General features: G+C 42.0%; 19 protein-coding genes. 11 read left to right on the top strand and 8 right to left on the bottom strand.

Going from position 1 to position 23311, the window contains the following annotated elements:
• Positions 1-24 precede the first annotated feature (24 nt).
• Positions 25-702: a potassium channel family protein gene (locus B5X60_RS04515; RefSeq protein WP_079701432.1), complete on the top strand. Its 678-nt coding sequence runs from the start codon at positions 25-27 to the stop codon at positions 700-702.
• 44 nt (positions 703-746) lie between these two features.
• On the opposite strand, the gene B5X60_RS04510 is transcribed toward B5X60_RS04515, so the two are convergent.
• The 4 genes from B5X60_RS04510 to B5X60_RS04495 all read right to left on the bottom strand — a co-directional run bounded on the left by B5X60_RS04510 (position 747) and on the right by B5X60_RS04495 (position 4411).
• On the bottom strand, positions 747-2897 hold the full coding sequence (locus B5X60_RS04510; RefSeq protein WP_079701431.1) for a cation:proton antiporter: 2151 nt from the start codon (positions 2895-2897) through the stop codon (positions 747-749).
• Positions 2898-2909: 12 nt separating this feature from the next.
• A complete protein-coding gene (locus B5X60_RS04505; RefSeq protein ID WP_079701430.1) occupies positions 2910-3482 on the bottom strand; it encodes a hypothetical protein in 573 nt (190 codons plus the stop codon).
• Between the two features lie 25 nt (positions 3483-3507).
• Positions 3508-3750 carry a hypothetical protein gene (locus B5X60_RS04500; RefSeq protein WP_079701429.1) on the bottom strand — a complete coding sequence of 81 codons (243 nt, stop codon included), beginning with the start codon at positions 3748-3750 and terminating at the stop codon, positions 3508-3510.
• Positions 3751-3838: 88 nt separating this feature from the next.
• Positions 3839-4411 carry a hypothetical protein gene (locus B5X60_RS04495; protein WP_079701428.1) on the bottom strand — a complete coding sequence of 191 codons (573 nt, stop codon included), beginning with the start codon at positions 4409-4411 and terminating at the stop codon, positions 3839-3841.
• 328 nt (positions 4412-4739) lie between these two features.
• On the opposite strand from B5X60_RS04495, the gene B5X60_RS04490 reads away from it, so the two are divergent.
• From B5X60_RS04490 to B5X60_RS04470, 5 genes are all read left to right on the top strand, one after another.
• Positions 4740-5837 (top strand): mechanosensitive ion channel family protein, encoded by a 1098-nt coding sequence (locus B5X60_RS04490; RefSeq protein ID WP_079701427.1) that lies wholly within the window; start codon positions 4740-4742, stop codon positions 5835-5837.
• 19 nt (positions 5838-5856) lie between these two features.
• Complete coding sequence (locus tag B5X60_RS04485) at positions 5857-6702, top strand: universal stress protein (protein WP_170878380.1); 846 nt, start codon at positions 5857-5859, stop codon at positions 6700-6702.
• Positions 6703-7226: 524 nt separating this feature from the next.
• Positions 7227-8936: a tetratricopeptide repeat protein gene (locus B5X60_RS04480; protein WP_079701425.1), complete on the top strand. Its 1710-nt coding sequence runs from the start codon at positions 7227-7229 to the stop codon at positions 8934-8936.
• 290 nt (positions 8937-9226) lie between these two features.
• Positions 9227-9364, top strand: coding sequence for a hypothetical protein (locus B5X60_RS18605; protein ID WP_407641462.1), 138 nt, complete (start codon positions 9227-9229; stop codon positions 9362-9364).
• A gap of 67 nt (positions 9365-9431) precedes the next feature.
• Positions 9432-11636 (top strand): bifunctional alpha,alpha-trehalose-phosphate synthase (UDP-forming)/trehalose-phosphatase, encoded by a 2205-nt coding sequence (locus B5X60_RS04470; protein WP_079702301.1) that lies wholly within the window; start codon positions 9432-9434, stop codon positions 11634-11636.
• 27 nt (positions 11637-11663) lie between these two features.
• Here B5X60_RS04470 and B5X60_RS04465 read toward each other — a convergent pair whose 3' ends face one another.
• On the bottom strand, positions 11664-13451 hold the full coding sequence (locus tag B5X60_RS04465) for a glycoside hydrolase family 15 protein (protein WP_079701424.1): 1788 nt from the start codon (positions 13449-13451) through the stop codon (positions 11664-11666).
• 190 nt (positions 13452-13641) lie between these two features.
• On the opposite strand from B5X60_RS04465, the gene B5X60_RS04460 reads away from it, so the two are divergent.
• The 3 genes from B5X60_RS04460 (at position 13642) to B5X60_RS04450 (ending at position 16757) form a co-directional block, all read left to right on the top strand.
• A complete protein-coding gene (locus B5X60_RS04460; protein WP_221406198.1) occupies positions 13642-14043 on the top strand; it encodes a hypothetical protein in 402 nt (133 codons plus the stop codon).
• A gap of 227 nt (positions 14044-14270) precedes the next feature.
• The gene (locus B5X60_RS04455; protein ID WP_079702299.1) at positions 14271-15461 is read left to right on the top strand and encodes an AGE family epimerase/isomerase; all 1191 of its coding nucleotides are present in this window, start codon (positions 14271-14273) and stop codon (positions 15459-15461) included.
• Positions 15462-15515: 54 nt separating this feature from the next.
• Positions 15516-16757, top strand: coding sequence for a sugar MFS transporter (locus tag B5X60_RS04450; RefSeq protein WP_079701423.1), 1242 nt, complete (start codon positions 15516-15518; stop codon positions 16755-16757).
• Positions 16758-16773: 16 nt separating this feature from the next.
• On the opposite strand, the gene B5X60_RS04445 is transcribed toward B5X60_RS04450, so the two are convergent.
• Positions 16774-17604, bottom strand: a complete 831-nt coding sequence (locus B5X60_RS04445; protein ID WP_079701422.1) for an ion transporter — start codon at positions 17602-17604, stop codon at positions 16774-16776.
• Between the two features lie 285 nt (positions 17605-17889).
• Between B5X60_RS04445 and B5X60_RS04440 the strand changes: the two genes are divergently transcribed.
• Positions 17890-18567 carry a hypothetical protein gene (locus tag B5X60_RS04440; RefSeq protein ID WP_079701421.1) on the top strand — a complete coding sequence of 226 codons (678 nt, stop codon included), beginning with the start codon at positions 17890-17892 and terminating at the stop codon, positions 18565-18567.
• A gap of 88 nt (positions 18568-18655) precedes the next feature.
• Here B5X60_RS04440 and B5X60_RS04435 read toward each other — a convergent pair whose 3' ends face one another.
• Positions 18656-19030 carry a DoxX family membrane protein gene (locus B5X60_RS04435; protein WP_079701420.1) on the bottom strand — a complete coding sequence of 125 codons (375 nt, stop codon included), beginning with the start codon at positions 19028-19030 and terminating at the stop codon, positions 18656-18658.
• Positions 19031-19243: 213 nt separating this feature from the next.
• Positions 19244-21127, bottom strand: a complete 1884-nt coding sequence (htpG, locus tag B5X60_RS04430; protein WP_079701419.1) for a molecular chaperone HtpG — start codon at positions 21125-21127, stop codon at positions 19244-19246.
• A gap of 401 nt (positions 21128-21528) precedes the next feature.
• Here htpG and B5X60_RS04425 point away from each other — a divergent pair, with 401 nt between their 5' ends.
• Complete coding sequence (locus tag B5X60_RS04425) at positions 21529-23247, top strand: L,D-transpeptidase family protein (protein ID WP_221406197.1); 1719 nt, start codon at positions 21529-21531, stop codon at positions 23245-23247.
• Positions 23248-23311: the final 64 nt, after the last annotated feature.

Below are 23311 nucleotides of genomic sequence, written 5' to 3'. Positions count from 1 at the left end.
TTTAGATTAACAGACAAATAAATTATGAAGTTTATAGTTATCGGACTCGGCAACTTCGGAAGCGCCTTAGCTGTGCGGCTGACCGAAATGGGGCATGAAGTTATTGGTGTTGATAACAACATGGCTAAAGTGGAACGGGTAAAAAACGTGATCACCCATACGGTATGTCTTGATGCTACCAATGAAGATGCGGTAAGCTCCCTGCCCTTAAAAGATGCTAACGCGGTAATTGTAGCGATAGGCGAAGACGGAGCAGCATCATTACTAACAACAGCTTTATTAAAGCAGCTCAAGGTTAAACGTATCATCGGCCGGATAATTTCCGATCTACAGAAGACTGTACTATTGGCCATGTCAATTGAGGAGTATGTGCTCCCTGAAGAAGAATCAGCTGAGCGCCTGGCAATGAGGCTCGACCTTGAAGAAGTGATCGATTCATTTAAAATATCTGATAAATACAGTATTGTAGAAGGATTAGTGCCTAAAAAGTATGCAGGAATGACTATCGGGGAAGCCGATTTTATTAACTCCTACAAAGTGCTTGTTTTAACTCTGATAAGGGAACAAATTTCAAAATCAGGGGAAAATTTAAAAAAAGAAGCTACCGGGATCGCCACTGCTTCTACTTTGCTACATGAAGGTGATGTTCTTGTACTGTTTGGAGAATTAGCCAATATAAGGAGCTTGCTGAAGCAAGATTAATGACGCTGGCCTTCCCACCGGGTAATCAAATGCATAATCGCTATTCAGGAAGTACGTTTTTTAAAAATGCTTTTGAGTGAACTCCCAACTTTGCTCATTGTGTTGCCGCTCAGGGTTTCGAGCAGTGAGTGATCTCCCTGCTGAATGTTCGCCATATTGAACCCTTGCTCCAGCTGTTTAGGGTATAGAATGATAAAACTATTGTTTTGGAAATAAGTTTTCATGTAGTAAGGAAGTTTCTCAAGATACTCACCGTAAGATATATTTCCTTCTCTGGAAGTTATTACTATAAAGAAATCGTTGGTTTGTAATTCACCTTTGAACATCAGGAAATCATCCCAATTGTTAAATTCATTAAAGGTAATCTTAACAGAGCTCCCATTTGTTTGTACTTCAAGTTCACGGATCGTACTCCTGCTGGCGTAAAAGGTAACAGACATTCCGGCTTCTTTTGCCAGGTTAGTTAATTTTGACAGCCAATGTCTAAAGCCGGGCTCTAGCTCGGCCTTGGGAGGAACCGCAACCACCATCCGTTTTAGAGTGTTGAAAGGCTGGATCGGCTTGTACATGTAGATCGTGTCGGTTATGCGGGTAAAAATAGCCTGGGCAGTTGGGCCAAAAAAATCGTCGTGACTGTTAATGTGAAGTCCGATAATGATATCTGTTATTTCATGTTCTTTTATTGAATAGATGATACCGTGGCTGATATTTATATCATGGCGTGTTATAGGGAATAAAATATCTTCTGTCGCAGCAGCATGTTTAACAGCTTTTTCAATGATCTTTTTGCCTTGTGGAGGTGTCGCTCCGTTCGCTTGCTGGTCGTCTGTTACATGTAAAGCATAAACCGGAATATCGCTTTTACGTGGCTTAAGCATAAGGCCGAGATCTACCAGTTCGACCACGGTTTCCGGATAAGCCAGTGAAATCAGTATTTTCTCTTTGCTCTCTTTGTGAACTTGCCCATTATCATTTTTATGTGCTATTATTTGTGCTGCTTTTTCCACAGCGAAGGAACTGATGGTACACGTAACAAGTATCATCAGGATGGTGCCATTTAAGACATCCTCGCTTAATAACCTGATAGGCTCGCCCGCAGCAGTTTCAGCAATAATGATATTATAGCCAACAAGTACGATGGCCAATGTCGCGCCAACCCTTGCGGTACTCAGCCCAAATATGAGACGTCTGTCGTCAGACGACAGCCTGAAAGTTTTTTGTGTGAAAAGGGCAGCAAGATATTTGGATAAAACGGCTACTATGATCATTACGGCGGCTACGCGAACAGCGCCCCAGCCGTTAAAAAGTACGCTGACGTCAACCAGCATGCCCACGCTAATGAGGAAGAATGGAATAAAGAATGCGTTGCCAACGAAATCAATCCTGTTCATCAGCGCCGAAACGTGAGGGATGAACCGGTTTAATGCCAGTCCTGAAAGAAAAGCACCAATTATTGCTTCCAACCCGGCAACTTCTGCCAGGAAGGATCCCAGGAAGACCATTGCCAAAACAAAAATGTACTGCGAAATGTGATCGGCGAACTTTTTGAAAAACCAACTGGCTATAAGGGGAAATACGTAAAAAATTATAGCCCCGAGCAGGATCGAGCCGACGACAATTCTAAGCCAAAATTCAGGTCCGATATCGCCCTTTGTCATGCCGGTTACAAAGGCGAGAGCCAGAAGCGAAAGCACATCGGTAACGATAGTTCCTCCGATAGTTAATGTAACGGCCCGTATGCCGGCAATTCCATATTTACTCACAATGGGGTAGGCCAGAAGGGTATGGGTTGATAACATACCTCCCAGTAATATCCCCTGCATCATGTCAAAGTTTAGAAGATAAACTGCTGCAAGAGTGCCGAGGATCATAGGCAGCAGAAATGTGACCAGTCCGAACACGAGGCTTTGGAATTTAGTTTTCTTAAACTCCTCCATTTCAATCTCAAGGCCTGCGGTAAACATGATATACAAAAGTCCCACAGTGCCAAATAACACGATACTATTATCCCTGAGAAGCAGATTAAACCCGTAAGGCCCTATAATTATACCTGAAATGATAAGCCCGATAATATGCGGCACCTTGATCCTGTTGAATAATATTGGTGCAAAAAGTATAATGAACAGAACCAGTGAAAATATAATGACCGGATTTTTTAAAGGCAGTGAAAAGTCTAATGCAGAGAGTAATATCATAGCTACAGGAGATTATTGTTTTTCTGCTTTTAGTGTATAAACGGTGCGACAAATTCCAAGCCTGTTAATAATGCGCTGACCTTCCATTAATCCTTTTGTGGTAGCATGCGGTGTAAGGAGCACATCCATATGAGTTTCCTGATCGGGAGTTTCCAGAGCTGCAAGTTGAAGTGCGTTTTCTTTATATAATCCGTTATACACACGTATAACGTTGGCATTCGCCTGAGCACGGGCAATTACCTTGTTGTTTTGGTAGGAGATGATCCATTGTTCTGTTTTTGTGTCGCCTACAGCGGATCCCTCGCACGTTGTTTCAATGCAATTCATGGTGACCTGCCATGTGCCCACGAGTTCCGGATTGTAGGTTCCGATGGTATCTGATTTACCCCGTATGCTATCAATTTGCTGCTGTAGCTTTGCAAGCTCAAGTTCCTTCAGATCAACTTGCTGTTCGCGGGCCAGTAGTAACTTTTCGCGGGATTCGAGATCCACAGCCATTTGCTCAAGCTTACGTTCTTCAGCGCTTTTACCGCATGCTGTAAAAAATAAAAAAAGTATCAGGGTTAGTAATCTCTGGAATCTCATGGGCGGCAAAATACATTTTTTTTCATTAGGCTTCCGTATTCAATTCCTTTTCAATAGCTGCTTTAAATTGATCTATTTCCAGTGAACTAAAGAGGGATTTAGGGGTCGTGGAATACTCGCCATTTGCGTTATTTCTGTACAAATATTCGTAGTGGCTGTCGTTCAGCCGAACGTCGAATATTGAATATAATTCATCATCGCCATTTATATCCCTCGATACCTCGAATAATCGGGGATCATTTATTAACTGATATTTGAATTCTCTCATAACTTATTTGCTAAAAACAAAATTTTATTTGTCGGGTGGGCCATTCCAGGCCTGAAAACCTTCTCATAAACTACGATACTTAACCAATTTAAAACTTGGCTGGCGGTACAGCGAAGCGAATAGCCACGGTGCCCAGTCTGGAATTGAAGCCCATAACCGGACTTGTAATTATTATAATACTGTCGCCAATATTTTGTGACATTGTTTCATTTGAGGGGAGAGAGGCTACACTCGCAAAAACCGAGATCGGACTTCCCTCATCTTTTTTATTAGTAGATGAAATGATTATCCCTTTATTGTCAGCTACCGCAATGCGCTGGAAATTTTTTTCTTTTACCATATCATTTAGGTACATATTGACCTGTTCGATATTGCCCTGAATCATTTGAGATCGAAGTGCCCAGATCATTGGCTTTACCAGCAATTTTAAATGTTCTTCATGACTATTGAATAGTTGCTTTTGGGCGGAATGAGTTAGCTGAGTTTCCCGGGAGAGTGCTTTCTCACTGATATTATTTATTTGATACGACTTCCACAGCCATAATCCAGCAATTAGTCCGAGAGATATAATCACTATAAACCTTATAGTTTTTTTATCCTGAGAGTCGCTATTTTTTATGGAATTATCAGCTCTGTTTATTTCCTCGTTTTCATTCTTCATACAATCTTCAAAGCTCTATTACAGTTTGGTGTTGTTAATTATAAGTTCAAACATTAAAGAAATGTTTTAATTAATAAGTTTTAGTTAAATCCTGAGTGGGTAACAAGATTATTGCCGGTATAATTTATGCGTTAAATGCAAAATACGTACCTTTGTCCTTATCAGAATCTCTGCCCTTCACGAATTTCGATTCACCACAGAAGGCTTTCTTTCTATTAATCAAGGCATTCAGCCTTTAGCCAAGTCCCACGAATTACGGCATTTTAGTCAATGAGGCTTAGGCTAATATTTTCTAATTTCTCCATTGAGAGACACAGAATAATTGCTTATGAATAATTTTTTCAATAACGTCTATTTTGGCAATTCCATCAAAGACTGGACAACTGCGTTATCTATACTGCTTTTGGGTGTACTGATTACACTATTTTTCAAGAAGCGAATCCTGACATGTCTCAAAAGGTGGGCTTCTCGAAGCCAGACCACCCTCGACGATTTTCTTTTGGCTACTATTGAAACGTCGGTAGTCCCCCTTTTTTATGTGGGCGCTTTCTCTGTTGCGATCAAAGCCTTAAGTATACCTGCAGGAATAGGGGCCGTAATTCATGTCGCTGTGCTACTTTTCTCGACATTCTTTGTGTTGAAGGTTATCACTTCCATTGCCAGGCAGTTTGTGTTTTCATTTATAAAATCCGAAGACTCTGACCAAATACAGGCGAAACAAGCACGCGGCCTTATTCTGATCATAAACATTGTGCTTTGGATACTAGGTATTATTTTCCTGATAGACAATCTCGGTTATAATGTAACGACTCTAGTCACGGGTTTAGGTATTGGTGGAATAGCCGTTGCGTTGGCGGCACAAACCATACTTGGTGATCTCTTTAGTTATTTTTCAATCTTTTTTGACAGGCCTTTTGAGATAGGTGATTTTATTACAGTTGATGATAAAGCAGGAACAGTCGAGTATATCGGGATCAAAACCACCCGACTGAGAAGTCTTAGTGGTGAGCAAATGGTTTGTTCAAATACCGATCTTACCAATGCCCGGGTACATAACTACAAAAGAATGGAGCAACGTCGGGTGGTTTTTAAACTCGGGGTGATCTATCAGACTGAAGTCGGCAGGGTGAAGCAGATACCTGGGATTATAAGAGATATAATCGAGTCAAAAGATCTTGTACGTTTCGACCGCGGCCATTTTTCAGGATTTGGAAATTTCAGCCTCGATTTTGAATTTGTGTATTATGTTCTCAGTTCAGAATATAATGTATATATGGATAAACAGCAGGAGATATTCTTCGACATTCTGAGCGGTTTTGAGAGCCGCAAAATTGAATTTGCCTATCCAACACAAACCATCATTGCAAGTATACCTCTAAAGGAAGAAAGCCCATTGGATGGTGTTACCGACGAACGCAACTATTGACCAATATAAGCGACTTACTATGCAGAGAGCAATAAAAAATGTTTTAATACCTGTAAATTTTTCAGCGTCAGCAACTCATGCAATTGAAACAGGCATAGGAATGTGTATGCGGCATGGCGCCACTTTGCACCTTCTTCAGGTAAACCGGGATTCCGTTATGCCTCATCCTGCGGGAAGAAACGCATTACTAATGGATTTGCGCCTTCAAGCACGTAAGAATGACCAGGACGCACTGGAATGGAAAGCAAAAAGTATTGCGCAAGACTATCGTATTTCCTGCTTTTTTCATTTGAGAGAGGGACAATTTGCTAAAACAGTTGCCAGCGTTGCAAAGGATTTTTATTGCGATATGATTTTGTTAGAAAGGCAAATTCCATCATCGTTTGCCGGCTTAATAAACACGCACAGTGCATACCAAATATTATTTCAAACAGATTGTCCGGTAATGGTAATACCCGCCCGCTGTGCAAAAAAACGTTTTGACTCCATTTTATTTCCAATAAGCCCAGCCCAAGCAATTGGATCTAAACTAGACGTTTCGTTGCCCATAATCCGGGAAAATAAAGCGACAGTTACATTGATTGGGTCTACCACTTCCCGGAATTCAATTTCCGAATGCGTTCATGTTAACAATCTGATTCAATCGGCCCATTCCGTTATTTCACGAAACACGAATAAGGTGGACAAGGAGCTGGATCCTACACGGAGAACGGCGAAGAAAATTATCAGGAAGGCTATTGAGAAAAGTACGGATCTTGTGATTATTTCTGCATCTTTCAAAACAAGCTTAGAGCATCTTTTTACAGGTAACTATACACAGCAAATGCTTAATACTTGTCCGGTACCCGTACTGAGTGTAAGGTAAGTTCTGACGTCTTTTCTGACGTGGCGATAACCGAGTAAAACAGGCGATCGTGGTACTTTCTAATTTTGATTTATGAAAATAAAACCGTATATTGTGCTAACGAGGTCATATTTGCCCTTGATCGTATTAAATTAAGTGTTTGGTTTTTGGCAATTCAACTCTACGAATTGTCATTATTTTCATAGCCATTTTCTGCTTTCAGAACGCTTATTTGCTTTAACTATCGGCATTCTGAGGACTTCCCGCGGGGACACAGCCATCAATTAAAGACTAGTTTAGAAGATTAGGGCTTTCTGCAATGATGCGTTTTTGTACTCATAGCCTGGATTGAGCAATAATATTCAAAGTCTGCCAACTTGCTCATCACAAACCTAACCGGAATCTGGGCTGGCGTTTATGCGGGGAAAAATAAATGCTGATAGTTTGTAGGCAGCTTAACTTGTTAACCATTTTACACAAATATAACTTGGCCAGGAACTGCGAGCAGTCAATTGAGCCAATATTTATTAACTAAAATCTAGATTATGAAGATCCTGAAAATCAAAAAAAGCATGCTGGTTTTAATTCTTTCAATGACATCTTTTGTTGTGCAAGCTCAGACTATTAGCGAAGTTGAAAAAGCGATAGATGCAGAACAGTATCAAAAAGCAAAGGAACTAACAAAATCCTTGATACTTTCTAAAAGTGATGGTGCCCGAAATTATTTCTATCTGGGTAATATTTATCTTGAAACGGAGCAGCCGGACTCGGCGCTGATTGCTTTTGATAAGGGAATAAGCGTAGACCCCGAATATGCCTTAAATTACGTTGGGCGAGGTGCAGTAAAATTGGAAGGTTCTACTGATCAGGCCACCGCTGACTTTAACAAGGCGCTTGAGCAAACCCGGAAGAAAGACCATCAAACTGAGTTATACATCGGCCGCGCACTGATCAAGGCGACAAAGCCTGACTATGAGAATGCCATCCTGCATTTGCAGAGGGCAAAAGAAATTAACGATAAAGATCCGAAGATCTATTTGTTTCTTGGCGATGCTTATCATGGGATGCTGAAGAATTCCGAAGCATATAAAAACTACACCCAGGCATTTGCGCTGGACAATTCCCTATTGCGTGCTAAACTGGCACTTGGCGTGATTGTTAAACAATCAAGGGCATTCCGTGAATCAGCCGATGAATTCAAGAAAGTTAATGCTTTAGATCCCAACTATGCGCCAGCTTACCGGGAACTTGCAGAAACATACTACTTATGGGCAATGAGCGAACCAAAAGCCTATAAAGACAAGATGAAGTTAGCCCTCGAACAATACCGGAAATACATTAAACTGACAGATCTTTCGCCTTTGTCGCGTATGAGGTATGCCGATTTCCTAATTCTTGCAGGCGACTACAAAACACTTGAACAGGAAGCCCGTGAATTAGCTAAATATGAGAAATCAAACAAAAGGATCTATAGGTACCTGGGCTATGCAGCTTTTGAAAACGGAAATTATCCTGAATCGGAAGAAGCTTTAACTGAATTCATATCAGGAGTTGACACCAGTCGGGTAATTGCAAAGGATTGGCTATACCTTGGAAAGGCATTAATAGAGAGTGGTAAAACCGATACCGCCGCCTGGAGCTTACTGAAAGCTAGCGAGAAGGATTCAACTTTACTAAAGGATATTTCCACAATAGCAAAGGATTTATACACTGCAAGGAAGTATGAAAGTGCCGCAAGAATTTACGAGGTAGCAGTTTCAGACTCTGCTTCTAAAACGTATGCTTATGACAACTTTTATCTAGGTATGTCAAATTATTTCCACTATGCCGCCAAAGTCAAGGCCGCCAAAGATTCGTCGCTTACAGTTACAGCTACGGCAGATACCAGCATACTGGCAAGGGCAGATACAGCTTTCTCCCGGGTGATTAAGTTATCGCCCTCAACGGCCGATGCATATTTGTACCGGGCTAGGGTCCGACGTCTGCTGGATGATGCAACACAACCTGAGGGCCTGATGGTCCCTGATTACGAAAAGTATATAGAATTGGTTACCGGCAAACCTGACTTCCAGAGCAACGACCGGGCGAAAAAGACAGCCGTTGAAGCATATTCAAATCTGGGGGCAATTGCAGCCCGTAGTGATAATCCAGAAGAACAGGCGGTTGCAGTGGAATACTTTAATAAGATTTTACAGTTGGAGCCCGACAATAAATACGCCACAAGCTCTTTGGAGGTTTTAGAAGATCTGGACTAATTTATGGGAATGTGATGGTTCATTGGGACTGAATCATATGAAAAAGTGAATGTTGTATCATGTTAACAATAATAAAATCATATACGTTATGGGATATCATGAATGGAAAAAATGTATTGACGCGTGTTTAGAATGTGCGTCGGTTTGTAATCATTGCGCGAGCGAATGTGCGAAAGAGGAAGATGTTAAAATGATGGCAAAATGTATACAACTGGACATGGAGTGTTCAACGCTATGTTATAATGCTGCCCAGTTAATGAGCTTGGGTAGTGATCTTGCAAAACAGGTCTGTGCAATTTGTGCTGAAATTTGTCGATTATGCGGTGAGGAATGCGGAAAACATCAAACTGAGCATTGCCGCGAGTGCAGCAGAATTTGTCTTGCATGTGCTGCGGAATGCAGGAAAATGGCTGCCTGAATTTGGGTGAGCCACTTTGGAAAGTAAAGCCAGATGTATACACTCTGGCGTCCTCCTACACTACTAATACAGAAAAAATGAGTAAAACAATAATTATATCAAACAGGCTTCCGGTCAAAGTAAACCAAATTGAACACGGTTTTCAATTTACCTCGAGCGAGGGCGGCCTGGCAACCGGGCTTGGGTCGATGCACTCTGCGGACGACACTATTTGGATAGGCTGGCCAGGCATAGCAGTGAAAAATAAAGAAGACGAGGCCAACATTACAAGCTTTTTAGATAAACGGCGGCTTGTGCCGGTGTTTTTAAGTGAAGAAGATATAAATGAATATTACGAAGGATTTTCAAATGATATTATCTGGCCAATATTTCACTATTATGCCTCCGTTCATGCCAATTATAAGCAGTCAAACTGGGAATATTATAAGTCCGTTAATCAAAAATTCCTTGATGTTGTGACAAGAGTAGCAGGGCCAGATGATACCATCTGGGTGCATGACTATCAGCTCCTGCTGTTGCCAGGTCTGTTGAGGTCGGCGTTACCTGGCAGTACGATTGGGTTTTTCCAGCATATACCTTTTCCTTCATTTGAGTTATTCAGGTTAATACCCTGGCGTTCAGAACTTATTGCTGGAATGCTTGGCGCCGATTTGCTTGGATTTCATACGTTCAATGATGTAAGGCATTTCCTTGACGCTGCTACCCAACTGGCACCTGTAAATACATCAGCAAATTCACTGACGTACGAAGGACGAATGGTACTGGCAGAATCGTTTCCGATGGGCATAGACAATCGAAGGTACTTAGATCTGGCAAAAAGTGATGTTGTAAAACAGCATGTCGCAGAAGTAAAAGCTGTTCATACTAACAAGCGACGACTAATTTTAAGTATAGACAGGCTTGATTACAGCAAAGGGATCCTGCAGCGTCTGCAGGCGTTTGAACTGTTGCTCGAATCTAATCCTGAATATGTTGGAGAAGTAGCCCTGCACATGATTGTTGTGCCGTCAAGGGATACTGTTCCACAATATCGCGATCTTAAAGAACTTATTGACAGACGTGTGGGAGAAATCAATGCGAAGTACAGAACCATCAATTGGACTCCTGTTTATTATTTTTACAGGCCATTCCCTATTGAAGAGCTTTCCGCGCTTTATCTGAGTGCTGACATTTGTATGGTAACACCGATGCGCGACGGAATGAACCTGGTAAGTAAAGAATATGTAGCTAGTCGCGTTAATCAGGATGGGGTATTAATCCTCAGCGAAATGGCAGGTGCAGCGAAGGAGCTGGTAGATGCAATTTTAGTAAACCCAAGTAATATTGCCTCTATGCGGGATGCGATTGTTACTGGCTTAACCATGCCCAAAGCGGAACAGAAGCGCCGTATGGTGCTGATGCAGAGGGTAGTTGCCAAGTTTACTGTGGCTCACTGGATGAAATTGTTTATGTCTAGACTGGCCGAAGTAAAACAGATGCAAACTTCGCTTTCTACGCGGCACATCACGGACATCACAGCTAAAGCTATCCGAAAAGTTTATCACAAATCAAGAAAACGCATTATCTTCCTGGATTATGACGGCACACTTGTGGGATTCAATCCCGAAATCAGTGCCGCAGTTCCTGATGAGGAGCTGTATCGGATACTTCAGCGACTTTGTAATGATCCGATAAATAAAATTGTGTTAATCAGCGGCCGCAGCCATGCCGATATTGAGGAATGGTTTGGCCATTTAAACCTTGAACTCATCGCTGAACACGGTGCCTGGCAAAAGACAGATGGTATCTGGCATAGTGCGCCAGGTATTAGTGACCATTGGAAATCAGACATAAGGCCTTTAATGGAGACTTATGCAGACCGGACGCCTGGTGCTTTTGTTGAGGAAAAAGACTATTCCCTAGTCTGGCATTACCGTAAAGTAGAAACCGGTCTTGGCGAGCTTCGCACGAGTGAGCTGATGAACAACTTGCGCTATCTTACTAACGACCGCGGCCTGCAGCTTTTGGCAGGCAATAAGGTTGTGGAGATTAAAAGCATTGAGATAAATAAGGGTAAAGCTGCTGCTGCTAAACTTAAACATGACGACTATGATTTTATAATGGCTTTTGGAGATGATCATACGGATGAAGATATTTTCAAAACCCTGCCTGATGATTCAATAACGGTAAAAGTAGGAAGCAACATCTCGGCAGCACGATTCTACCTTCGCGATCCGGAAAAGGTACGTGCGTTGCTTCAAGATGTAGCAATCCCAATATCCGAAGAGCAATTTCAGCTTTAAAAGGCCAAATACTTTTTAAAGAAGAAACTATAAGAAAATGGGTTTATCAAGCTTTATGGCTATCCGATATGCTGCATTCATCAGCCCTACATGGCTGTAGGCCTGCGGGAAATTACCCCACTGGCTTCCTGTTTCTTCATCAACATCCTCGCTGAAAAGCAGGAGATGATTGCAGTATTTCATTATTTTTTCAAATTCGTTGATTGCATCATCGAGCCGGCCCACACATGCCAGAGCTTCGATATACCAGAAGGCACATATGAGGAAGGTTGTTTTTGGTTTGCCAAAATCGTCAGCATGCAAATACCGATAGAAAAGTCCACCGGGTGTTTTGAGTTCCTTTTCAAGTGCAAGGAGATGATCCTTTGCCCGCTGCGAAGCAGGGTCAAGGTAATTCATAATTATGAGCTGTAGGGTGCTTGCGTCTAAGTGAGGACTATTTACAGCGTGTGTATAAACTTTACGCTCAGGATCGTAACAGTTTTCTATATGGATGGCCGCTCTCTCCATCAAAGCATTCGCCCGCTCTTGCAGCTCTGCATTACCGATTGTTGCAGCCATTTTCGCAGCTGCTTTGCATCCGGCCCATTGGAAAAGATTACTATATGCGTGCATATTAGCGATGTTCCGGAATTCCCAAATACCAGCGTCAAACTCGTCAATAGTGCGTTCTATTTTATTCAGGAGCGACCTGATCCACTTGTCTGAATCCTTTCGCTCTCGGAAGATGAACCTATGATCAGTATATAGGGGCAGGAGCGATATGAGCACTTGTCCGTAGATATCATTTTGAATATGCTCATATGCCTGGTTACCAATCCTCACTGGTTTATTTCCGAGATATCCGCTAAGATGGTCCATGATATTTTCGTGGAGTTTCTTCGTGCCGGTAATGCCATATAGTGGCTGGTACCGGTAATCTTCACTCTCCGAAAGCGAAATATCTGTTATGTAGTTAAAATAACGTTCCATCTCTTCAAAGTGACCAATATGGTTTAATGAAGTAAGTACATAATAGGTATCCCGCATCCAGCAATAACGGTAATCCCAGTTGCGCCCGCTTCCAGGGAACTCCGGCAGGCTGGTTGTGCTGGCAGCGATCACTGCCCCTGTGTCTTCATATTGGTGAATCTTAAGAACGAGTGCAGACCTGATCACATATTCCTGGTAGAAGCCGGCTATGGACGAATGTTTTATCCAACGATGCCAGTACCCAATCGTTTGGTAAAGAAAGTTGTCTGCGGTACTGACAAGAGGTGCTTCCAGATGCTGGCCATAAGTGAGGACGAGGTACTTCGAATCATTAAGCACGAAATAGCGTTCTTCTGCAAGGTAACTGATCGCCATATTACTACTAAGCCTTATTGTTTCATCGCAGCCCTGATATTCGATGTGATTGCTGCCACGAACCGGCCGAAGTTGCCTCTTTCCATAATCGCACACCGGTTTACATTTCACTTTTATCCGCGGCGTCCCATCAAGCGGTTCAACCTTGCGAATCAGCATCAATGGTTTAAAATAGCGTTCATACTGGTGAAACCTGGGGGCAAAATCGGTCACACGATAGCTTCCACTTTCACAGGTAATTTCAGTACACAGGACATTTGTATTTTCAAGATAATATTGATTGGAACTGAATTCGCCTTCGGGTAAAATTGAAAATTCGCCTCCCTTATCAATATCCATCATCCCGCCAAATACAAAGGTACTGTCGAACGCCGGCCAGCAAAGCCAATCCACATTCGTATTCACATTGATATGTGCCAGGTATGCGCAGTTGCCGACGAGTCCTGATTTATAAAGGTGTTTGTCCATGTGATTGAATAAGCGTGATAGAAAATCGAAATCGTCGATTGCGGGTTCGATTGCATATAATATAACTACAAGCCAACCATTTTCTTGTTTCGTAAAATGTCAACCATTCCAATGAATCGATTCGTTCCATACTTGAAAATGTCTTTAGTTATGTATATTTAATTGGAAATTGCTAACAAATAGGCAACCAATGATGGAGTTAATTTTAATTTCAAAATGGGTAACATTTGGTTTTGGCCTATTCTTTATCCTGATTGGCATTCTGATGGTTTTGAAGCCGGAAACAGCACGGAACGTTCTGCGTAAAGCCGGAAGCACTTTTTTCATCAATTATGCTGAGATTACGCTCAGGCTTATCCCGGCTTCGGCTATGATTATTTTCGCTGATTATTCGAAATACCCTGAGCTCTTAATGGCATTCGGCTGGTTTATGCTGGCAACTTCTTTAGTGTTGTATTTTGTTCCCAGAAAATTACACCATAAATTTTCGCTAAAGGCTGCGGGAATTTTGAAACCTGTATATTTTCAGCTTATTTCACCTTTCTCTATGTTGATAGGATGCTTTTTGATATATAGCGTGTGCGGATGTTGAAAAAGACATTCGTTTTGCTTGTTCAAAAAGAGAAGCACTCTTTTTATGACTACTGTCTGATAAATTACTAATTAATCAGGCTTCAAGGAAATTGATTGCTACTTTTCCCCATCATCAATTGAATATTATTATTTAATCTTGCGTGCTATATTAGTAGAAAAATGATTTACAGATGTCCGCCAGGCAGCTGATAGATAATGATCACTCAAATATGAATGTTAAAGCCAATGAACTACACTCAGCTTGCATCCCAATACCGCGATAATCTCCTTAACGATGTGATTCCATTCTGGCTTAAAAATTCCCCTGACAAAGAATACGGAGGTTTTCTGACCTGTCTTGACCGTGCAGGGAAGGTTTTTGACACCGATAAATTTGTCTGGCTCCAGTTTCGCCAGATCTGGTGTTTCAGCATGCTTTATAATAATGTAGAACAAAAACAGGAATGGCTTGATTTGGCTGTTCAGGGCGCGGAGTTTATGAAAGAGCATGGCAGTGATGATGCAGGCAATTTTTATTTTTCGCTTACCCGCGAAGGCAAACCACTTATTCATCCATATAATATCTTTTCTGACTGTTTTGCTGCAATGGCATTTGCCCAATTGTACAAAGCAAGCGGCGTGCAGGAGTATGGCGATCTTGCCGTAAAAACATTTAACAATATCCTGGCAAAACAGGATAATCCCAAAGGTAAATGGCTCAAGGCGTATCCCGGAACACGGGAGCTTCAGGGATTTTCTTTGCCGATGATCCTTTGCAATCTGGTACTTGAGCTGGAGCACTTGCTGGACAAGGAGGTAATTGAGAAAACGATCGATCACGGATTGCACCAGGTAATGGAGGTTTTTTACCAGGACGACTTGGGTATAATATTGGAAAACGTAAAGCCAGACGGTTCGTTCTCCGATACGTTCGATGGCCGGCTGATCAACCCCGGGCACGGTTTGGAATCGATGTGGTTTGTTATGGACATCGCTGAACGCAGGAAAGACCAGGCATTGATCAGAAAGGCAGTCGACACTACCATTAATATTCTTGAATACGGCTGGGATAAAGACTTCGGAGGCATTTTATATTTTATGGATGTCAAAGGCCACCCTCCACAACAATTGGAATGGGACCAGAAACTCTGGTGGGTACATGTAGAAACCCTCATAAGTTTGCTGAAAGGATTCCTGCACACAGGTGATGAGCGATGCTGGTCGTGGTTCGAAAAAGTTCATAAGTATACCTGGGAACATTTCCCTGATCCGGAACACGGCGAATGGTTCGGCTATCTGAACAGGAGAGGGGAAGTTCTGCTTCCGTTGAAAGGTGGTAAATGGAAAGGCTGCTTTCATGTTCCCCGCGGTTTGTATCAATGCTGGAAGACCCTCGAAAAAATTGAGGCTAAATATGGCTTAAATAGCAAATTCTAAATTTTATAGCGCCAAATTACTGAACCCTTATTTTATTAGATCATACCCACCCTAATGGCAAATTTCTCTACAAGCACTGCTTCAACCGCAGAGAGCTCAAATCCGTCACAAAACTATCTACCGGCATTAATTTCCCTTGGAGTTTTATACTTCATGAATGGATTTATTACCTGTCTTAACGATACACTTGTGCCTTTTTTTAAGGAAGGTTTCACGCTCAGCTATGCCGATTCATCTCTGGTCCAGTTCTATTTCTTCCTGACATATGGACTCATGAGTTTCCCTGCGGGCATTGTAGTAGAGAAGATCGGATATAAAAACGGAATGGTTTTGGGATTTGCAATCGCTGCCGTAGGAGCCTTGTTATTCTATCCTGCGGCGGACATGCATCTGTATTATCTTTTCCTCTGTGCATTGTTTGTGTTGGCAATTGGAATTGTTGTGCTGCAGGTAGCTTCAAATCCTTATATCACGGCATTAGGGCCTGCCCGGACAGCGTCCTCACGTTTAACCCTGATTCAGGCCATTGGCTCGATAGGGACAACAACAGCTCCCTTATTCGGAGCAAGTTTTATCCTATCACGCCTGGAGGAATCGGGCGCTTCGAGTGATGCCGTTAAATATCCTTATTTGGGAATAGCGGCGATGCTTGTGATTATTGCCTTGGTGGTTTTTAACCTGAAACTTCCTAAGATCAGCACCACGGCAAATTCTATTGAGACTACGGCTGCCGAGCGCCGAAGTATATTTTCATTCAGGAATCTTAATTTTGGTTCCTGGGCAATATTTGCATATGTAGGAGCCGAGGTTTCCATCGGGACTTTCCTCACCAATTATATATCGGACACACTTCGTCTTCCGATCGAAGAAGCAAACGCCTTTGTCACGTATTACTGGGGTGGGATGCTTGTTGGCAGGCTTATCGGATCTTACCTGCTTCAGCGCTTAAAGCCTTCTTCAATATTAACATTTTGTGCTGCCGCAGCCATCGCACTTATTCTTATTTCTGTTGTAAGTACAGGAGCGATTGCCGTTTGGACGATGATTGGGGTTGGATTGTTCAATTCCGTTATGTTCGCAATAATCTTTGCGCTTTCTGTTGAAGGCCTCGGTAAATATACTACCAAGGCATCAGGAATTTTATCTACCGCTATTGCTGGAGGAGCAATCGTTTCATTTTCTCAGGGTTATTTGAAAGATCATTTTTCCTGGGCAATTGCATTCATGTTGCCGGTGGTCTGCTATGCTTACATCGTATTTTTTGGGATAAACGGACACAGACAGGGGAAAAAGTAGTCACACCCTAAGGGAGCTACTTAATTTCCACTCCGCAGCCGCTGCAGTAGCGGGCGTTGATATCGTTTGAATGACGGCATATCTCACATTCTTTTTTGTGAGATGCCGCTTTGACCATTGCCGCAGTAAAGATTCCGGTCGGGACGGCTATAATCGCATAACCAATGATCATTACCATTGATGAAATGAACTTTCCGACCACTGTTTGCGGAACGATATCTCCATAGCCCACTGTAGTGATCGTGATTATAGCCCAGTATATACTTTGCGGGATGCTCGTGAATTCATTTTCAGGTCCTTCAACGACATACATTACGGTTCCCATTACAACAACAGTGATTAGTACTGTAAAAAGAAACGTGCTTATTTTATAAAAGCTGGATTTGAGGCCTTCTCCCAAGGCTTGTGCTTCATTAACGAATCGAACCAATTTTGCCACACGGAACACCCGGAGCAATCGTAATGAGCGAATAATAAGCAAGTAGTGATAGCCCGGGAAAAGCAGATAAAGGTAGGTAGGGGCTACAGACAAGAAATCGACCAGGCCCCAAAAGCTAAAGATATATTTCCATCGATGCGGGCTAACCCAAACCCGTATAACATATTCAAGGGAGAAAATTACGGTAAAGAAGATCTCTATTGTGAAGAAGAAAGTGGCGTTGCGCGGGCCTATTGTAGGAATACTTTCGAGCATTACCGCTAGAATGCTTCCCAAAATAAGCCAGAGAAGGATGATATCAAAACGCCGTCCGGTCTTAGTGGTATTGCCGAAAACAACCAGGAACAAGCGCTTTTTCAGCGGTATATCTTCCCGGTCGTTTGTTGGAATGGTTTTTTTTGCGGGCATGGACTAAGATAGGCTATCTCAACGGTGGAACAGTAGTAAAGTAAGATTGTTTGGAAATAAGTGTTCATTTAAGGGTTACATATTGATAGCCTTTTGTATTAATTATAAAGAAAGAGAGTTTTGCAAATCTCGTCAAGGAAAGGAGGATACTCATCGCGAAAATGACCCGAAATATATCTCCAAGATGCATAGGTTGATTCAAATTGCTTTCATGGCGTTTCCGAACTTATGAGATCATAGTCTACAAATCGCATTAATTTTTCCTTTAAATTAAATTAAACATGTATGAAAAAGTTATTTTATACTGCAGGGATTTTTATTGCCCTAAATTCTGCTTGTTCTGAGAGTCAGACTCCTTCGGCAGTTATTTTTGCTAATCCACAACCAGAGGATGGAATGGTACTTCGAAAATTTCCAATTAGTCTGTTAGGTGAATATATTTCGGATAAGGACAGCAATAGTTTGGTCATACAGCCGGAAGGTATTTTCCGGTATGTTCATTATAAAAAAAATGCACATGTTAATCAACTAGACTCAGGCGATGTCCTTATTGGTGATTCCGTGATCAGGGACACGGAATGGAATTTAAACTTTCCAGTCAAACGTGTGGGGGATACAGTTTATTTTGAATTAAATACAGTCGATACCTTATTCTTACTGAGTGCAGATCACATGCTTCGCAAATCCAGGGACACTTATATTCTAAACCGGCGCCAGGAAAAAGGATGGAAGGTGGTAAAGCTTGAGAAAAAGAATAAGCAATTGATCTGGGCCTCAGTTTCAGAGAACGAGGCAGATCACTTAAAAAAGCTTTCTGATAATTATATTGATTCCGTTCCTTATGAGTTTCACCTCAGTGCTTCAAAATTCAGAGAATTTTTAAAGGCAGATGGATTTCAGGATACCGATACCTTCAAGGCTAAAAGCCGACGCAAAAAGGCGTACAATAGAATAAACAAGTGATTGACAAAATCTGGTTGGGAGGAATTTTAGATTAAACCTCCTCCCAATCAGAGATAGTGGGTTAATTAAATTGTATACAAGACTACCCTTAATCAGTTATCAGACCCTCGTATTTTTTCCAATTATCTACAATTGCGAGGATATTAATGGCCATTAGGGCAACGGCGATTACAATGCCACTGGGATCGACGGTAAGATGGTGTACAAATATTCCAATCATTACCGGGAGTAAAACGATCGCGCCAAGGGCACGGGTTTTGGGTATCATTACTAAAATCCCGCCTATTACTTCTACAGCCGCCACAAGGGGTATTAGCCAGGAGATAGAAGCAAATGCCGTAAAGAACTTTAGCTGTGCCGGAGTCAGCTCGGGCATCGGCATATAGTTGAAAAATTTGTTCAGACCAGCGTTTATGAACATCAGGCCGAAAAGAATGTAAAGTACGAGTTTAACAATTTTCATAGAACTACAAATTAGGTTTAATGATTATCAGATTTCAAATTAGGGAAACTCAACATGTAATACCAAGCCTTTGGTGATAAGTGATAATTAAATGACGAAGGCTGTAGCGTATCATGATCATGACCTTAAAATCCTTCTCTGTTCTTATTTAAAAAACAAAAGATCCCTGCCGGCACGACAGGGATCTTTAAAGTGATGATAAAAATGGCCTAATTAAATCAGAGAAACACTTCTATTAACAAATTCCGTTAACTCAGCTCCTGTCAGCATACCCTGAGAAAGCAATGCCAAATCGAAGGCCTGCTTTGCCAGTTGAGTTTGTTCAGCTTCGTCGCTGGTTTGAAGGATCTTACCTACAAGCTTGTGATTCCCGTTGATGGTGACATTATAGCTATCTGGCAGGTTACCGTAGAAATTCATCCCACCGCCCATTGCTGCCATATCTTTCATGCGGCGCATAAACTCATCCATGGTAACAATTACGGGAAGTTCATCCGGATTAAGACTGTCAACTTCGACTTTCATACCCGGTTTAACGATCGCCTTCTCGAAAATGCCCTTCACTTTTTCCTTTTCTTCATCGTTAAGTACAGCAACAATATTTTCGTCTTTGCTGATGATTTTATCCGCAGAGGCAGCATCCACTCTTTTAAGATTTACTTTCTCCAGCTTTTGCTCCATCTGACTGATGAAGTGTGTGTCGATAGGAGAGTCCATTAAAAGGACGTCGTAGCCTTTCTTGTTAGCAGACTGGATAAAACTATCTTGTTTTGCAGCATCGGTCGCGTATAGCAAGACCAGATTGCCGTCTTTGTCCGTTTGATTTGCCTTAACCTTTTCTTTGTACTCGTCAACTGTGAAATATTCTTTCGCAGTATTTCCCATCAGAACGAAATCCTTTCCCTTGTCGTAGAATTTCTCTTCGCTGATCATACCATATTTCACGAACAGACCAATATCTGACCATTTTTCTTCGTAGGCTTTACGGTCGGCTTTGAAAAGTGAAGCAAGTTTATCCGCTACCTTTTTAGTGATATAAGTGTTGATCTTCTTCACCGAGCTATCGGCCTGCAGGAAGCTTCGTGAAACGTTCAACGGAATATCCGGTGAGTCGATAATACCATGAAGCAGCATCAGGAACTCCGGAACAACGTCTTTCACCTCGTCTGTAATGAATACCTGACGTGAAAACAACTTGATTTTATTACGTTGCATTTCAAAGTCATTCTTCAGCTTAGGAAAGTACAATACACCCGTTAAATTGAACGGATAATCCACGTTCAGGTGGATCCAAAATAAGGGTGCTTCCGAGAATGGATACAGCTCTTGATAGAATGAAAGGTAATCTTCGTCCTTTAACTCTGTCGGCGACTTCGTCCAGATAGGAGAAGTGTTGTTGATGATATTCGGAACCTCTACCGATTTATATTTTGGTTTGCCATCCGCGTCTTCACCATCAGGCTCAGACGTAGATTTATTACCAAATTGCACCGGTACTGGCAGGAATTTGCAGTATTTATCAAGAATGCCCTGCAGCTTTCCTTTATCCAGGAATTCCTTAGATTCTTTATTTACATGCAGGATGATATCAGTACCGCGCTCGGTACGGTTGCCTGCGCTTATTTCAAACTCGGTGCTTCCGTCACAGATCCACCGAGCAGGCTCAGAACCCTCTTTATAGGATAATGACTGTATTTCAACCTGGTCGGCAACCATAAAGGCTGAGTAGAAGCCCAGACCGAACTTTCCAATGATCTCATTCGCGTCTTTAGCGTCTTTGAACTTCTCTACGAATTCCGTAGCACCCGAAAACGCAATCTGATTGATATATTTTTTTATCTCTTCACCGGTCATTCCCAGACCATTATCAGAAATTGTAATGGTTTTCTTTTTCTCATCAAAAGAAACTGAAACTTTAAGTTCTCCCAGGTCGCCTTTGTATTCCCCTAATGAGGAGAGGCGCTTAATTTTTTGCGTTGCATCCACCGCATTTGCCACCAGCTCTCTCAGGAAGATCTCGTTATCAGAGTATAAAAACTTCTTAATGATCGGAAATATATTTTCCGTGTGGATCGAAATGGTTCCTTTTTCTTGCATTGTACAGAGTTTTTTTAAATGTCTTAGTTGGGACGCTTATATCAAACCCTATTCCAAACCTCAGACGATGCCAACTTGACATAGCATGTTATATAAGCCCAGTTTCAATGAATGTTTAGCATGCAGATCAACGGCAAATGAACGGCAAATGAACGGCAAATGAAACTACCGTAACCAGAGTCTGGCGTTTGATTTATCTATCGAAGTCGATTCCGATGCGCAGCCAAATATCTTCCGATACGCGGATCTCTAGCGTTAAGCTAGTTCCTCACATCAACGGCACATTTGTTGCAATACATCAAATGAGCATGTGTAGTAAAACTTCTCAGTTTTCTATAATGCTGGTAATTAGCGTTTTAAACAATTTTAAAAACTGTCACTAACCACTTATGTATACTAATATGCACCAACAACCTTACAAAAGCACGTATTTTGACGTTCTCAGAAAACGGCTGCTGCTCGTCGCAGGAGTGTCCCTGATTGTTTTCTCATCAGCTTGCGGTGGCAAGAAAAAGCAGGAGCGCCAGGTGGCCAGAAAACCTCAGCCAGTACTGGACAGCACCTATTACATTAGTTACATGAACAATGACCCGTTGCTGAAAGAGCATACCGACTGGGCGAAGAAATTCTATCGGGAGCGTGGTTTTAAGCTTGGTTGGTTCAAGAATAACGAGATCGTGCCGCAGGCAAAGGAAATGCTAACCATGATCAGTAAGGCTGATGAAGAAGGATTAGACCCGAAGAAGTATCAGTTTAAGGATTTCAACACCATGTTTACTAATCTGGAAGCCGCAAAAGCAGATTCTGCCAAATTTACAGCGATACAGAAGGAAATAGACGTAGCACTTTCTGCTACTTATTTTGTATGGGCTTCTGATTATTACAGAGGAGTTGTTATTCCAAAAGAAAATAAGGAAATAGAATGGGATGTAAAGCGTAATAAAATCAAGCTTCATAAAGCCTTAATGACAGTGCTGAAAGAGCGTGAAAGTAAATACTCTTACGCAAGCTTTAGTCCGCTACATCCAGATTATGCCAGGCTTAAATCAGCACTTGCATCATATCGAAAAGTACAAGCGGCAGGCGGTTGGCCTAAGATCACAGCAACAAGCTTAAAAGAGGGTCAGAAGTCGCCGGCAGTTGCAGCATTAAAAAAACGACTAGGATTGAATTCAACAGATTCAACCTTTAATGCCGAAACTGTTAATGCGTTAAAAAGCTTTCAGTCCGCTCAGGGCCTTAAACCTGACGGAGGCCTTGGCCCGGAAACGGTAAAGCTTCTCAATGTTCCGGTTGATCAGCGTATTAAGCAAATTATTCTGAATATGGAACGCTGGAGATGGATACCGAAGAGCTTCGAAGAAGATTATCTTATTGTAAATATCCCGGAATACAGACTGCGTGTATATGAGAAGGGAAAAGAAGCGATCGCCATGAACGTTATCGTGGGTAAAACAATGAACAGTACACCGATATTCAGTGACAAGATGGAGAACGTTGTACTTGCTCCTTATTGGAACGTTCCTGCAAGTATTGTTAGGAATGAGCTTGGTCCTAAAATATCCGGTGATCCAAGCTACCTTGACCGTACTAATATGGAGCTGATCGATGCGAAGGGTAATCCGGTTAGTCCATCATCTGTCGACTGGGGATCAGTCACCCGCGAGAACTGGAGATATACACTTCGCAAGAAACCAGGCCCTAAAAACGACCTTGGGGATGTAAAGTTCATCTTCCCGAATACAAATGACATTTATCTGCACGATACCCCGCATGATGAATTATTCAGCCAAACGAAACGTAATTTCAGCCACGGTTGTGTGAGAGTTGAAAAACCATTGGAACTTGCTGAATATCTACTTCGTCCGGTAGGTTGGGATATGAGCAAAATTCAAAGTACCATTGCACAGGGACAGGAAAAATATGTAAAGTTAAAGCAAGTGCTTCCGGTATATCTGGTATATTTTACAGCATGGGCTGATGAAAGTGGTAACGTTCACTTCCGTGAGGATATTTACGGGCATGATAGGACCCTGGCACAGCAGTATTTCAGCGAGGTAAGTGCATCTAAAGTGATAGCAAGAGCTCCCGCTGCTAAAAAGACCAAGGGCAAACTTTAATACAATGGTAAGTTTAACGTTTCACGTCTGGGCGGATTGCACAGAGTTTAGAAACTATTAGTTG

Source organism: Daejeonella lutea (genome assembly GCF_900168015.1).
Lineage (GTDB): Bacteria > Bacteroidota > Bacteroidia > Sphingobacteriales > Sphingobacteriaceae > Daejeonella > Daejeonella lutea.
This window is presented reverse-complemented; position numbering and strand designations above follow the sequence as displayed.

Coding starts and splice junctions, on each gene's coding strand:
- B5X60_RS04515 (WP_079701432.1), top strand. CDS start 25: ATGAAGTTTATAGTTATCGGACTCGGCAACTTCGGAAGCGCCTTAGCT.
- B5X60_RS04510 (WP_079701431.1), bottom strand. CDS start 2,897: ATGATATTACTCTCTGCATTAGACTTTTCACTGCCTTTAAAAAATCCG.
- B5X60_RS04505 (WP_079701430.1), bottom strand. CDS start 3,482: ATGAGATTCCAGAGATTACTAACCCTGATACTTTTTTTATTTTTTACA.
- B5X60_RS04500 (WP_079701429.1), bottom strand. CDS start 3,750: ATGAGAGAATTCAAATATCAGTTAATAAATGATCCCCGATTATTCGAG.
- B5X60_RS04495 (WP_079701428.1), bottom strand. CDS start 4,411: ATGAAGAATGAAAACGAGGAAATAAACAGAGCTGATAATTCCATAAAA.
- B5X60_RS04490 (WP_079701427.1), top strand. CDS start 4,740: ATGAATAATTTTTTCAATAACGTCTATTTTGGCAATTCCATCAAAGAC.
- B5X60_RS04485 (WP_170878380.1), top strand. CDS start 5,857: ATGCAGAGAGCAATAAAAAATGTTTTAATACCTGTAAATTTTTCAGCG.
- B5X60_RS04480 (WP_079701425.1), top strand. CDS start 7,227: ATGAAGATCCTGAAAATCAAAAAAAGCATGCTGGTTTTAATTCTTTCA.
- B5X60_RS04470 (WP_079702301.1), top strand. CDS start 9,432: ATGAGTAAAACAATAATTATATCAAACAGGCTTCCGGTCAAAGTAAAC.
- B5X60_RS04465 (WP_079701424.1), bottom strand. CDS start 13,451: ATGGACAAACACCTTTATAAATCAGGACTCGTCGGCAACTGCGCATAC.
- B5X60_RS04460 (WP_221406198.1), top strand. CDS start 13,642: ATGATGGAGTTAATTTTAATTTCAAAATGGGTAACATTTGGTTTTGGC.
- B5X60_RS04455 (WP_079702299.1), top strand. CDS start 14,271: ATGAACTACACTCAGCTTGCATCCCAATACCGCGATAATCTCCTTAAC.
- B5X60_RS04450 (WP_079701423.1), top strand. CDS start 15,516: ATGGCAAATTTCTCTACAAGCACTGCTTCAACCGCAGAGAGCTCAAAT.
- B5X60_RS04445 (WP_079701422.1), bottom strand. CDS start 17,604: ATGCCCGCAAAAAAAACCATTCCAACAAACGACCGGGAAGATATACCG.
- B5X60_RS04440 (WP_079701421.1), top strand. CDS start 17,890: ATGAAAAAGTTATTTTATACTGCAGGGATTTTTATTGCCCTAAATTCT.
- B5X60_RS04435 (WP_079701420.1), bottom strand. CDS start 19,030: ATGAAAATTGTTAAACTCGTACTTTACATTCTTTTCGGCCTGATGTTC.
- htpG (WP_079701419.1), bottom strand. CDS start 21,127: ATGCAAGAAAAAGGAACCATTTCGATCCACACGGAAAATATATTTCCG.
- B5X60_RS04425 (WP_221406197.1), top strand. CDS start 21,529: ATGCACCAACAACCTTACAAAAGCACGTATTTTGACGTTCTCAGAAAA.